A 12,860-nucleotide genomic window follows, 5' to 3' on the forward strand; every position below is an offset into this window, starting at 1 on the left:
CCACAACGCGCTTTCGCCAAAGAGATTGCCATGAGCATTTTCTCCCTTTCGTCTGGCCCCCTGCCCAGGCAGTTCATCGACCTCCTCGCCTGTTCGATGCTGGGACTCCTCGCCGGATGCGCCTCGGTCGATGGACTCGACAAACCTTTGCGCCACGGCGAGATGGCGCTCGAGACCCGCGGCGACCGGCTGGACTGGAATTACCACAGTCTCCTCGAATACGCCGCCTACGCCAAAGAGCCTGGGGCCTTCGGCCGCCAGTCCGGAACTTCTGGAAATCAGTCCCTCGCGTGTGCCTCCCCCGTGGCCTCGCCGCCGTCCGAATGCCGCATACACGGTCATGGACTGCTCTTCCCCGGCTACGTCATCGCCCTGGAAAAGTCACCCCGCAAGCGCATCGGGCTCGACCTGCCGCGTGCCTTTGCCTGCGACTGCGCTTCGCTCAGTCGTTACTTCGCCGAATCCAGACTCGTTGCGCCTCCCTGCAACGAACCGCCTGCTCCATCGCCCTGCTTCCTCCAGCGCCGCCTCGATGACGGCGAACGCCTGTTCGTCTCCCATGTGGTTCGTTTCGCCGCCACCGAAGGCCCCAGCGCCCGCATCGTGGGACAGCCGATCTACGACGCCTACCGCAGCGTTGCTCCGCCCACTGGCCCCGGAGAAAAGCCCCTCCCCCTCGAAGCCAAGCTCTTCGAGGCCGGGATCAGCGGCGGGCTGGCGGCTTTTGAAGCCCAGCTCAAGCGCGACATCACCCTCCAGTCGCCCACCCACGTCCTGATCTACGTGATGGGCTGGAATACCGGAGAAATCGAGGCCCTGGAAAGTTTCAACAACCTCTCGGGCTTTCTCGCCGATGCAGCCGAACGAAGCCCCGAGGGGAAGCCATTCAAGCCGCTGGTAATCGGGGTGACCTGGCCGTCTGCCTGGAGTTTCGGGACTTCTCCGACCGACGATCTGCTGCGCGGCATCAGCTTCGCCAACAAGAAAAATGATGCCGATGAAGTGGGTGCCGTGTGGCTCAGCCGCCTGCTGCACGACATCCTCCCCCGGGTACGGGGCCAGGGCGCTGGCCCGCAGGTCGTCGCCTTTGGCCATAGTTTTGGCGCGCGCGCACTGAGCCGCGGCGTCCATAGCTGCTCCCTCGTGCGCAGCGACGACTGCTCCCGGCACGCCGTGGATCTCGCCGTGGGTTATCTGCCTGCCGAAGGGCGCAGCCGTTACGCCGAGGATCAGTATTCGAGCTTTGCCGAAGGATGGTCGGTACCCCCGCTCCCTCCGCACCACGAAGGAATTCCCTATACCGATTACAGCGGCTCTCTGGCAACCGCCATCCCCCAGGCGGCCTTCTGGTCCGGCTACGATACCGCCACCGCCCATTTCGCCTTAATGGGCAGCTACAGCGCCATCGAAAACACGCGCCTGCCCGCAGGTCGCAAGGCCTTCCAGCACTTGCCCGATTTGCTTCCAATCCGGATCGATCCCGATACGCGCCACCTCGTCTCCCCCCCTTCCCTGGAGCAAGTCAGGAAGGAACTCAGGAGCGCTCGTCTACAGCCCGGGAAAGTGCTGCTCATCGACGGTAGCGGTTTCATTCAGCACAGTGCGCCCCTCCACGGAGGCGCTGCTCACAGCGATATCTACAGCCGCGAAGTCGGTGAAGCAAGCTGGGAACTGATACGCCGCTATCCACTGCGCTGAAGCGACGAAACGCGCTCACCTCAAGACCCATCCACCCAACGCCTGGCATCCTTGAGCAGCAGGAGCAATTGCCGCTCACGGAGAGGAGACACGACGAATCCGAAGCGGGCGTAGAAGCGCGACGCTTGCTCGTCGATGGGATGGGTCAGCATCGCCCGCAGGCCCGCCTGCTCGGCAATGAGAAGAGTGCGGCGGATCGCATCCTGGAGCATGCCAAAACCGATGCCGCGCCCCTGATCCGGAGCGGAAACCGCCAAGCGCGCCAGGATGACCACCGGCACCGGGTACTGCCCCATCCCTTTGCGCATGCGTTCGGGCACTTCCAGAGTATCGACCTGGCCGACGGTCAGGCTGAAGTAGCCGGCGACGCGATCATCGTCGGCGACGACGAAGGTCTTGGCCGAGCCGCTGCCCTGGGCTTGCCGGGCGTGGCGCAATAACCAATCGTTCAGGGCAGGCTTGCCGCAGTCAAAGCTTTCGAGTCGATGCCGGACCCCCAGGGGTTCCGGTCGCCCCAGGCTCACCCGGCATCCCAGGGAGCTTTGCGGGAGAACAGCTCGCCCAAGCCCTCGTTGGTCTGCTCGGGGCGCTCCAGCAACGCCATCAGGGCTTGATATTGATTGCCGGAAACCATGAACAGGCGCTGATCCAGCAGGGTCTGCTCAGCGGCCAGGCAAGCGCTGTCCAGGATGAAATCGGTCAGGGATTTGTGCGCCACTTCGGCTGCGCGGCGCAGTACGGCTTCCTGTTCGGGTGTGGCGCGCAGCCCCAGACGGGCGGACCGAACGGCAGGTGAAGGGGCAATGGTCGTCATGGCGGCGCCTCATTTCTTGGCTCAAGTGCTGCAATGTTAGTACAACAGACGCCAATCCTCCAGCGCACCCCCGTCCGGATCAATCGCTCGGCAGGTCGATCCCCTTCAGCTTGCGATAAAGATCGACCGCGTAGGAATCGGTCATTCCGGCGACGAAATCAGCCACCTGGAGGAGGCGGATGTAGGGATCGGGGTCCGGTTCGCCACCATGGGCGAGGAACTGCTCGGGCAGCAGGCGAAGCAGCATGCGCTCCCGGGTGGTCTCCCTTTCCGCGCCGGCGCCGGCCTCGACCGCCCGGGTGAAGAGTTCCAGCAGCCCTCCCAGGACCTGGAAGCCGGCGGTTTCGATTTCCAGGGCCGGGCGGGCGACGTAGATGGTTTCCTTGGCCAGCTTGAGCACCGCCTGGAGCGGCACGGCCAGGGGCGAGCGGGAGAGGAGTTCGTCGTCGAAGCGCCCTTCCAGGATGGCGCCCTCGTTCTCCAGGAAAACCGCCGCGGCGCTTTCCAGCAGCCGGCCGATGGCCTTGGCCCGCAGGTATTCGAGGCGCTCCTTGGGGTCGTGCAGGCGGTCCATGCGGCCGCCGGAGACGCTGTCGCCGGCCAGGTCGCCCAGCAGGAGTTCGGCGTCGCGGTAGGGCACGAAGCCCAGGCGGGCGGCGTCTTCGAGGTCGACGATGAGGTAGCAGGTATCGTCGGCCACTTCCACCAGGCTGGCCAGGGGATGGCGGCGCCAGGCGAGGCCGGGGATGCGGGGCACCAGCCCGGTGGCGGCGGCCACCTGGCGAAAGGATTCGGCGTCCTGCTGGAAGTAGCCGAATTTCTTGCCGCTCTTGCCATCCAGATCTTCCCCCACCCAGGAGGGGCGCGGGTACTTGGTGAAGGCGCCGAGCACGGCGGCGGTCAGTTGCAGCCCCGGGTTGGCGGGGGACTGGAGCCGGGTGACGATGCGAAAGCCCTGGGCGTTGCCCTCGTACTTTTCGAAATCGGCCCGCTGGGCGGGGGTGAAGGGGTGGCGTTCGAGCAGCCCGGAGCCGCGGAACCACTCGCGGATGGCGTCCTCCCCGGCGTGGCCGAAGGGCGGATTGCCGATGTCGTGGGCCAGGCAGGCGGCGGCAACGATGGCGCCGAAATCCGCCGCCTCGACATGCTCCAGTCCGTGGCGGGCGATGATTTCCCGGCCCACCAGAGCCCCCAGGGAACGCCCGACGCAACTGGCTTCCAGACTATGGGTGAGGCGGGTGCGCACGTAGTCGGAACGGGAGAGGGGAAAGACCTGGGTCTTGTCCTTCAGGCGACGGAAAGCCGAGGTGAAGACGATGCGGTCGTGGTCCTGCTGGTAGGCGGTGCGCTCCCGGGCGCTGGGCGCCGCCCCGGCCCCGGGCCGCTCGGCGGAAAGGAGGCGCTCCCAGACCTTGCGCTTACCCATGGTTGGTTTTTGGTGCAGGTTTTGGGCGCACGGGGGCGCGATGGGCGGGCGTCGGCACGATGGTCGCGGTCTTTCAGTAGGCAATAGCAGGCAGCAATTGGTCGAATTCCCGGGCGGCTTCATCGAAGGCGGCGATCGGCACGACCATCTGGAGCAGAAAGAAGGCCTGCGGTCCCTCCAGGAGCACGACCCTGCTGCGGGCGGCCTGGCCCGCCGGGGCGATGCGGCCTTCGTAGGACTGCTGCGTCCGCCCGCCGGTGGACACGGCGAGGATGGGGCCCAGCTCGCCCCCAGCCTCGACGAAGGCCTCCCGGCTGGTGCGCAGGATGCTGTCGGCGCTCACCGCCGCATCGCCCTTGCGCACGCCGGTGATGCGCAGCGTGGGCCGCAGGCCCGCCACCGCCCGGCGCAGTTGCAATTCGACCACCGGGCCGCCCTCGTCGGCGGCGATGCCGCCTTCCCGGTCGAAGATTTCCCAGCGCCCGGCGGGGGCGGCGATCTCCAGCCGGCCGTAGCGCTCGGCCACGTAGCGGTCGCCGTCCAGGCTGCCCGCCGCGGCGGGGCCGAAGCACAGCAAAAGGGCGGCCGGGAGGGCCCGGATCATTTTCATGTCAATCTCCCAGGGGGTGCAGGGGGCGAAGTTTACTCCGCTTCCAGGGCGGCCCGCAGGGGCACCGGCAAGGGCGCGCTGCGGCCGGTGCGATGGTCCATCCACACCACTTTGGCGGCCCCCTCGGCGAAGAGGGCAGAGCTGCCGCTGGGCCGCATCTCGACCCGGGTCTGCACGCTGGAGCGCCCCGGCGGGGCGGTATAGGTCAGCACCTCGACCGATCCGGGATAGGTGAGCGGAATGAGAAAGGTGCAACTCGCGTTGATGATCACCGGCCCCTCGCCGGCCGGATCGAGGCCGTAGCCCATCGCTTCCAGCCATTCGATGCGGGCGATTTCCATGTAGCGGAAATAGACGGTGTTATTGACGTGGCCGTAGGCGTCCATGTCGCCCCAGCGGATGGGAATGGTGCTGCGATGGATGAGTTTGCGGGCGCTGTGCATGACAGGAGGAAACCGGCGGGCTTGTCCCCGCGATGGCCGTACTGTACGGTATCGTCCCGGGAGCGACAATCGGACTGGAGGACACGATGGCGCGGGAAGCCATGGAATTCGACGTCGTCGTGGTGGGCGGCGGCCCCTCCGGGCTGGCGACCGCGCTGCGCCTCAAGCAACGGGCCACGGCGATAGGCCGCGACATCTCCGTCTGTCTGATCGAAAAGGGGGCCGAAATCGGCGCCCACATCCTCTCCGGCGCGGTGTTCGACCCCCGTGCCCTCGACGAACTCCTGCCGGATTGGGCCAGCCGCGGCGCCCCGGTGGCCACCCCGGTGGTGGAAGACCGCTTCTATTTCCTCGGGGAATCCTCCGCCTGGCGCGTTCCCGGCTGGCTGCTGCCCGAATGCTTCCATAACGCGGGCAACCACGTCATCTCCCTCGGCAATCTGTGCCGCTGGCTGGCGGGCGAGGCCGAAGCCCTGGGGGTCGACATCTACCCGGGCTTCGCCGCCGCCGAAGTGCTGTTCGACGCAGAGGGCCGGGTCATCGGCGTCGCCACCGGCGACATGGGGCTGCGCCGCGATGGCACCCCGGGGTCCGCCCACCAGCCCGGGATGGAGCTTCTCGCCCGCTACACGGTCTTCGCCGAAGGCTGCCGTGGCCACTTGGGCAAGGGCCTGGAGGCCCGTTTCGGCCTGCGCCAGGGGGTCGATCCCCAGGTCTATGGCCTGGGCCTCAAGGAACTGTGGGAAATCCCGGCCGAGCGCCATGTGCCGGGCCTGGTCCTGCACACCGCCGGCTGGCCCCTGCAGCCGGACACCTACGGCGGCGGTTTCCTGTACCACCAGGCCGACCGCCAGGTGGCGGTGGGCTTCGTCGTCGGTCTGGGCTACACCAATCCCTATCTGTCGCCTTACGAAGAGTTCCAGCGCTTCAAGACCCACCCTCAAATCCGGGAATACCTGGCCGGCGGAAGGCGCCTGGCCTACGGCGCCCGCGCCCTGGCAGCGGGGGGGCTCCAGTCCCTGCCCCGTCTCGTCTTCCCCGGGGGGCTTCTGGTGGGCGACGACGCCGGCTTTCTCAACGCCGCCCGCATCAAGGGCTGCCACGCGGCGCTCAAGTCCGGCATGCTGGCCGCCGACGCCCTCGCCGATGCCCTGGCCGCAGGGCGCTGCCACGATGAACTGGAGGCCTACCCCGAAGCCTTCCGCCAGAGCTGGCTGCACGAGGAACTGCATCGAGCGCGCAATTTCAAGCCCCTGCTGGCCCGGGGGCTCAAGTGGGGCTCCCTGCTCTTCGGCATCGACCAGAAAGTCTTCGCCGGCCGCGCCCCCTGGACCCTGCACCATCACCAGGCCGACCACGCCCGGACCCTGCCCGCCGCAGCCTGCGCGCCGATTGCCTACCCCAGGCCGGACGGCGTCGTCAGCTTCGATCGCCTGTCCTCGGTCTTCCTCTCCGGCACCCACCAAGAGGACGATCAGCCCTGCCACTTGCAGCTCAAGGATCCCGAACTGCCGGTACGCCTCAATCTCGCCCGCTACGACGCCCCGGAGCAGCGCTACTGCCCGGCCGGGGTCTACGAGATCGTCGAGGCTCCCGAAGGGCCGCGCCTGCACATCAACGCCCAGAACTGCCTGCACTGCAAGACCTGCGACATCAAGGATCCCGCCCAGAATATCGAATGGGTCGCGCCCCAGGGCGGCGAAGGACCGGCCTACCCCAATTTCTGATCCAGGCCGGGCGCCGCGCCCGCCCGGCCCCGGCCGCCCGTCTCTGCGGCAGTGCAACAGACGGGCCGACAAATTCCGATATAATCCGGCCGGCTAACCCCCTAGGGAGAACATCACATGGCCTTTCTCGCCGACAAAAAGATTCTCATCACCGGCCTCATCTCCAAGCATTCCATCGCCTATGGCATCGCCAAGGCCTGCCACCGGGAAGGTGCCGAGCTCGCCTTCACCTTCCAGAACGAACGTTTCGAGGAGCGGGTACGCAAATTCGCCAACGAATGCGGCAGCGACCTGGTCTTCCCCTGCGACGTGGCGAGCGATGAACAGATCGACAAACTCTTCGCCGACCTCGCCACCCGCTGGGACGGCCTCGACGGTCTGGTCCACTCGATCGCCTACGCCCCTGCCGAGGCCATCGAAGGTGACTTCCTGGAGGGCATCACGCGGGACGCCTTCCGCATCGCCCACGAAATCTCATCCTACAGCTACCCCGCCCTGGCCAAGGCCGCCCGGCCCATGATGAAGGGCCGCCGCGCTTCGCTGCTCGCGCTGTCCTACCTGGGTGCCGAGCGCACCATGCCCAACTACAACACCATGGGTCTCGCCAAGGCCAGCCTGGAAGCCGCCACCCGCTATCTGGCCTTCTGCCTCGGGCCGGAAGGCATCCGCGCCAACGCCATTTCCGCCGGCCCCATCAAAACCCTGGCGGCTTCGGGCATCGGCAATTTCGGCAAGCTGCTCTCCTATAACGCCCACCACGCCCCTCTGCGCCGCAACGTGACCATCGAGGAAGTGGGCAACGCCGCCGCTTTCCTGCTCTCCGACCTGGCGAGCGGCATCACGGCGGAAATCCTCTACGTCGATGGCGGCATGCACTCCACCGCCCTGGGCAATCCGGAGCCGCTGCCGGGCTGATCGGTCGCCTGCGGCGTGGAACAACTCCGCGCCCCGTGAGAAAAAAACGCCGGCCTGCAGGCCGGCGTTTTCGTGTGCGATGGGGCGGCGTAGCACCGCCCCACGGAAGGCTTACTTGTCCTTCGCCTCCAGGGCGGCGTGGTTGATTTCGACCTTGTAGCGGGAACGCAGACCGGCGAGGTAGGCCTTGACCTCCTCCTGCAGGACCAGGGTGGTGTACTGGCGCAGCATCGACTGGCGGCGGGCCTCATCCAGCTTTTCACCCGGCAGGACCTTGACCACCTTGAACAGGGCGTAGCCCAGGTCGGGCAGTTCGACGCCGGCGTAACCCGGGAGCTTGGCGGCATCCACCTTGAGGATGGCAGGAACCGCCTGGGGAGGCACCCGCAGGGCGTCCAGGCGGGAGAGGGTCTTGGCCGCCCCCCAGGCCAGCTTGTCTTCTCCGCGCCGCAGTTCGGCGAGGCGCGCCTCGCCTTCCTTCACGGCCATGGCCTGGGCCTCGCGGCGGCGCAGGACGGTCTCGACGGCGCCCTTCACTTCGTCGAAGGCGCGCAGGGCAGCGGGTTTGTGTTCGGCCACCCGCGCGGCCACCAGGGTATTGGGGGCGACCTCGATGGCCTCGGTGTTGCGGCGGTTTTTCACCGCATCTTCGGAGAACACCGCGGCAAGGAGCTTTTCGTTGGCGAAGTGCCCATTGGCGGGATTGGCCTGACGGGTCAACCAGGCGGTCTTGCGCACCTCCAGCTTGTACTTTTCCGCCACGGCGGCGAGGCTGTCGGACTGCTCGTAAACCATGTTGGTGAAGGCCTCGGCGGCCTCGGCAAATTTGCGGGCGGCGGCGGTACGCTTCAATTCGGCTTCGATCTCGCCCTTGACCTCGGCGTAGGGCTTTTCCTTGGCGCCGTGGATGCCGGTGAGCTTGATGATGTGGTAGCCGAACTCGGATTCGACCACGCCGGAAATTTCGCCTTCCTTGAGACTGAAGGCCGCTTCCTCGAAGGGCTTGACCATGGCGCCCCGGGCAAAGAAGCCCAGATCGCCCCCCTTGGCCGCGGAGCCCGGGTCCGCGGAGTGCTTCTTGGCCAGATCGGCGAAGGCCGCGGGCTGGGCGCGGACTTCCTTCAGCACGGCGTCGGCCTTCGACTTGGCCTTGGCCTTGTCGGAATTTTCCAGGCCGATGAGGATGTGGGCCGCGCGCCGCTCCTCGCCCGTACCGTAGCGGCTCTTGTGGCCTTCGTACCAGGCCTTCACTTCCGCTTCGGGGACGCTGACCTGGGCGCTCACCGTTTCCAGGGACAGGACCACGAATTCGGCCTGAGCCTGCTCGGCCACTTCGAATTGCTTGGGATTGGCGTCGTAATACTTGCGCGCCGCATCGTCTTCCAGTTTGGCCTTGCCCACCCAGTCGTCCACCGCGTAGCGGAACTCCTGCACTTCGCGCTTTTCCGCTTGCATGGCGAGCACCTTATCGGTGACCGTCCGGGAGAGGATGCCGGTCTGGCCGATGGAACCGGCGAGTTGCTGCAAGGTGAGATCCTGCCGCACGCGGGCTTCGAAGCCCCCCATGGTCAAGCCCTGGGCCTTGACCGCCTGCTCGTAGCGCTCCAGGGAAAACTTGCCGTCCACCTGGAGGGCAGGAATATTGGCGATGGCCCGGCTGACCGCCGCGTCGCTGGCCATCATGCGCTTCTTGGACGCCTCCAGCAGGATGAGTTGCTGATCGATCATGTCGTCGATGACCGCCTTGCGGGCCTCCGGGTTGTCGAAGAGCTTGGGATCGAAGCTGCCGGTCTGGTTGCGGATGCGCTCCTCCTGCTCCCGCAAGGCCTGCTGAAAATGCTGCGGCGTGATTTTCACTTCGCCGATCCTGGCCACCACACCGTCGTCCGCCACGTCGCGCACGTAGGCATCGACGCCCCAGAGCGCGAAGGGCAAGGTGATGAGGGCGAGGAAGATCTGGACGATTCTCTTGTTATTGCGGACTGCGTCGAACATGATTCCGGGATTCCGTAGAGAGGCTGCGAGGGAAACCTCGCGGGCCAGAGCCCGGGTCAGCCGCCCGGGCGCAAAAAAGGTGGCTGATTTTACAGCAGAAAGCCCCCGCGGACCACGGCGCCATCAGCCCCCGCGCGGAACCTGCCCGAGCAGGCCGACAGCATGATCGGCCAAGGCAAGGCAGGCCGTGAGCCCCGGCGATTCGATGCCGAAGAGATTGACCAGCCCGGCAACCCCATGCTCCCGCGGCCCCTGCACCAGAAAATCCGCCGCCGGTTCCCCTGGACCCGCAATTTTGGGGCGCACGCCGCAGAAGGCCGGCACCAGGGCATCGTCGGGCAGCCCGGGCCAATACTGCCGCACGGCCCCGTAAAAGTCTGCCCCACGGCGGGGATCGACCGTGCTGTCCGGCTTTTCGACCCATTCCACATCGGGCCCGAAGCGCCCCTGCCCTGCAAGATCCAGGGTGAGATGCACCCCCAGCCCGCCGGGCTCCGGCACCGGGTAGATGAGCCGGGAAAAGGGCACGCGCCCGCGGCAGGAAAAGTAATTTCCCTTGGCGTAGCAGGCTACGGGAATCCACTCGGCGGGAAATCCCCGCAGCGAGGCGGCCAGGGCGGGCGCCTCCAGCCCCGCCGCATTGACCACCCGGCGGGCCCTGATACGGACCGGCTCCCTGCCGCCCACCTCCAGGACGATGCCCTCCGCCTCCACCGCCCCGCCGAGTATCGGGCTTCCCGGCACGAAGCTCGCTCCCGCCGCCTGCACGTCGGCCAGGAGCGCCTGCATGAGGGCATGGCTATCCACGATTCCGGTGTGCGGGGACAAGAGCGCCGCCGTGCAGGCCAGCGCGGGTTCCAGCCTCTGCGCCTCGCGCCCCGAAAGCAGGGCCAGTCCGGCGACACCGTTGGCCTGCCCCTGCCGGAGAAGGGATTCCAGCCCCGCCTCCTGCTCCGCCGCCGTGGCGACGATGAGCTTGCTGCACAGGCGGTGCGCCACGCCGCGGTCGGCACAATAGCGCCGCAGCCGGCGGCTGCCCTCGACGCACAGGCGGGCCTTGAGGCTGCCGCCCGGGTAGTACAGGCCGGCGTGGATTACCTCGCTGTTGCGGGAGCTGGTTTCCCTGCCGAAGCTCCCGTGCCGCTCCAGCACCAGAACGTCGCCGCCCAAGGGGCCGGCCAGGGCGCGAGCGCAGGCCAGGCCCACCACCCCGGCACCGATCACGACCGCTTCAACCGTTTCCATCGCACACGCTCCCTCCGGGCTGCCGATTCTAACCGCGGGGCTGCCCGCGCTTGCGGTTAGAATGCCCGAAAACCCTTGCACTACGGCCATGGACAACCCTCTCCTTCCGACCCTGGCAGCCTTCTACACCGGGGACGAGACCCTCCACCTCTTTTTTGCCACCCTGGTCCTCGGCCTGGTACTCCTGCCTGCCGGCGGCGACGGCCGCACCGTGGTGCGGCAGACCCTGGTCTTTTCCGTCCTCTGTCTCCTCGGCAACCTGGGCGCCGCTCTCCTCGCCGCCTCGGGGGCAGCGCGGCCCGCCGCGGTCCTGCACGGCATTCTGCTGCTCGGCCTGGGCATCGGCGTCATCCGCCTGGTGGGCCTGCTCGTCTTCCGTGTGCTCCTGCCGCGCCTGCACATCGCGCCGCCGCGCATCCTGGAAGACATCGTGGTCATCATCGGCTACGTGGCCTGGGGTCTGATCCGCCTTTCCCAGTCCGGCGTCGAGTTGTCGTCCATCGTCACCACCTCGGCGGTCATCACGGCGGTGATCGCCTTTTCCATGCAGGACACCCTGGGCAACATCCTGGGGGGGCTCGCCCTGCAACTGGACAGCTCCATCCAGATCGGCGACTGGGTGAAGATCGACGACGTTTCCGGCCAGGTGACCGACATCCGCTGGCGCTATACCGCCATCCGCACCCGCAACGGGGAAACCGTCGTCGTCCCCAACAGCCTCCTCATGAAGGGCAAGGTGTGGGTCATCGGCGACCGGGAACAGGGTACCCGGCTCTGGCGGCGCACCCTCCACTTCAACGTGGGCTACGTCGCCCAACCCGCCCGGGTGGTGGCCACCGTCGAACTGGCGGTGCGGGAAGCCAACATCCCCAATGTGTCGCGGGAGCGGCCGGTGAGTTGCGTGCTGATGGAATTCGGGCCTGGCTACGGTCACTACGCCCTGCGCTACTGGATGGACGACCCGGCCCCCGACGACCCCACCGACTCCGCCGTCCGTTCCCACATTTACGCGGCCCTGCGCCGCTCCGGCTGGCGCCTCGCCCTGCCCGAGGAAATGCGCTATCTGGTGAAGGACAACGCCGCCCTGCGCAGCGCCACCAAGTCGCGGGAATTGCAGCACCGCATCGATGCCCTGCGCTCGGTCAGTCTCTTCGCCCAATTGACCGACGAGGAATGCGGGCGGGTCGCCGAACACCTGGTCTATGCCCCCTTCGCCGCGGGTGACGTGCTCACCCGCCAGGGGGCCATCGCGCACTGGCTGTACATCATCCTGGCGGGAGAAGCCGAAGTCGTGCGGCGCAACGGCGACGGCGAAGAGCACGCCCTGGCGCGGCTCAAACCCGGCGACTTCTTCGGCGAAATGGGCCTGCTCACCGGCGAACCCCGTACCGCGTCGGTGCACGCCGTCACGGACGTGGAATGCTATCGCCTGGACAAGACCGGCCTGGCGGAAATCATGGCCGACCGGCCGGCCATCGCCGAAGAGCTTTCCGCCGTCCTGGCCGCCCGCTCGCAGCAGAACGAAGCGGCATCGACCGGCGGCGATCCCCGCCGCAAGGCGCCACCAGCCGGCCTGGGCGGCGCCATCGTCGGGCGCATCCGCAGTTTCTTCAATCTGGAGTAAGGCGGGCAGCGTTGCGCCGCCGCAAGCAAGCGGATCAGAGAACCCGGGGTTGCGGGAAGCGGCGCGAAAAGTCCCGGTAAAGGCGCTCGAGCCGGCGCACCCGATCCCGACTGCACCCGTATTCGGCCCGTTCGATGGCCTCGCGGAACAGATTGTGCAGCCTGAACACGCCGCGAGGCGTTCGTATCAACTCGTGAGCCATTTCCGCCGCCACGACTTCCGGAATGTGTTCGAGTTCCGAAATGGCCTCCACCTGGCCCCGCTCGATTTCGGAAAAATCGATGATCTCCTGCAAGGTCACCATAGCGCACTCCTCGCCGACGCTGAATGGCTCTCTGAGTGTTTTGCCCGGGGCAAAAATCC

General features: G+C 67.1%; 12 protein-coding genes. 4 read left to right on the plus strand and 8 right to left on the minus strand.

The genetic code is table 11. From position 1 onward, the window contains the following. Positions 1 to 30: 30 nt before the first annotated feature. Complete coding sequence (locus IPM73_08255) at positions 31 to 1,698, plus strand: alpha/beta hydrolase (GenBank protein MBK8918022.1); 1,668 nt, start codon at positions 31 to 33, stop codon at positions 1,696 to 1,698. A gap of 20 nt (positions 1,699 to 1,718) precedes the next feature. Here the strand turns inward: IPM73_08255 and IPM73_08260 are convergent, their stop codons facing one another. The 5 genes from IPM73_08260 to IPM73_08280 form a co-directional block, all read right to left on the minus strand. After that, on the minus strand, positions 1,719 to 2,222 hold the full coding sequence (locus IPM73_08260; protein MBK8918023.1) for a GNAT family N-acetyltransferase: 504 nt from the start codon (positions 2,220 to 2,222) through the stop codon (positions 1,719 to 1,721). Next, a complete protein-coding gene (locus IPM73_08265) occupies positions 2,219 to 2,512 on the minus strand; it encodes a DUF1778 domain-containing protein (protein MBK8918024.1) in 294 nt (97 codons plus the stop codon). The genes IPM73_08260 and IPM73_08265 overlap by 4 nt, the downstream gene beginning before the upstream one ends. A gap of 79 nt (positions 2,513 to 2,591) precedes the next feature. Then, positions 2,592 to 3,938: a dNTP triphosphohydrolase gene (gene dgt, locus IPM73_08270; protein ID MBK8918025.1), complete on the minus strand. Its 1,347-nt coding sequence runs from the start codon at positions 3,936 to 3,938 to the stop codon at positions 2,592 to 2,594. Positions 3,939 to 4,011: 73 nt separating this feature from the next. Beyond that, the gene (locus tag IPM73_08275; protein ID MBK8918026.1) at positions 4,012 to 4,548 is read right to left on the minus strand and encodes a hypothetical protein; all 537 of its coding nucleotides are present in this window, start codon (positions 4,546 to 4,548) and stop codon (positions 4,012 to 4,014) included. 32 nt (positions 4,549 to 4,580) lie between these two features. Beyond that, positions 4,581 to 4,991, minus strand: a complete 411-nt coding sequence (locus IPM73_08280) for an acyl-CoA thioesterase (GenBank protein MBK8918027.1) — start codon at positions 4,989 to 4,991, stop codon at positions 4,581 to 4,583. An 86-nt stretch (positions 4,992 to 5,077) separates the two neighbouring features. Here IPM73_08280 and IPM73_08285 point away from each other — a divergent pair, with 86 nt between their 5' ends. Then, positions 5,078 to 6,718 (plus strand): electron transfer flavoprotein-ubiquinone oxidoreductase, encoded by a 1,641-nt coding sequence (locus tag IPM73_08285; GenBank protein MBK8918028.1) that lies wholly within the window; start codon positions 5,078 to 5,080, stop codon positions 6,716 to 6,718. A gap of 117 nt (positions 6,719 to 6,835) precedes the next feature. Beyond that, on the plus strand, positions 6,836 to 7,633 hold the full coding sequence (gene fabI, locus IPM73_08290) for an enoyl-ACP reductase FabI (GenBank protein MBK8918029.1): 798 nt from the start codon (positions 6,836 to 6,838) through the stop codon (positions 7,631 to 7,633). A 111-nt stretch (positions 7,634 to 7,744) separates the two neighbouring features. Here the strand turns inward: fabI and IPM73_08295 are convergent, their stop codons facing one another. Then, positions 7,745 to 9,628, minus strand: coding sequence for a SurA N-terminal domain-containing protein (locus IPM73_08295; protein MBK8918030.1), 1,884 nt, complete (start codon positions 9,626 to 9,628; stop codon positions 7,745 to 7,747). 123 nt (positions 9,629 to 9,751) lie between these two features. Next, positions 9,752 to 10,873, minus strand: coding sequence for an NAD(P)/FAD-dependent oxidoreductase (locus tag IPM73_08300; GenBank protein MBK8918031.1), 1,122 nt, complete (start codon positions 10,871 to 10,873; stop codon positions 9,752 to 9,754). An 88-nt stretch (positions 10,874 to 10,961) separates the two neighbouring features. Here IPM73_08300 and IPM73_08305 point away from each other — a divergent pair, with 88 nt between their 5' ends. Continuing rightward, positions 10,962 to 12,497, plus strand: coding sequence for a mechanosensitive ion channel (locus IPM73_08305; protein ID MBK8918032.1), 1,536 nt, complete (start codon positions 10,962 to 10,964; stop codon positions 12,495 to 12,497). A gap of 34 nt (positions 12,498 to 12,531) precedes the next feature. Here the strand turns inward: IPM73_08305 and IPM73_08310 are convergent, their stop codons facing one another. Continuing rightward, the gene (locus IPM73_08310; GenBank protein MBK8918033.1) at positions 12,532 to 12,801 is read right to left on the minus strand and encodes a hypothetical protein; all 270 of its coding nucleotides are present in this window, start codon (positions 12,799 to 12,801) and stop codon (positions 12,532 to 12,534) included. Between the last annotated feature and the right edge of the window lie 59 nt (positions 12,802 to 12,860).

Source organism: Betaproteobacteria bacterium, from assembly GCA_016720065.1.
Classification (GTDB): domain Bacteria; phylum Pseudomonadota; class Gammaproteobacteria; order Burkholderiales; family Rhodocyclaceae; genus SSSZ01.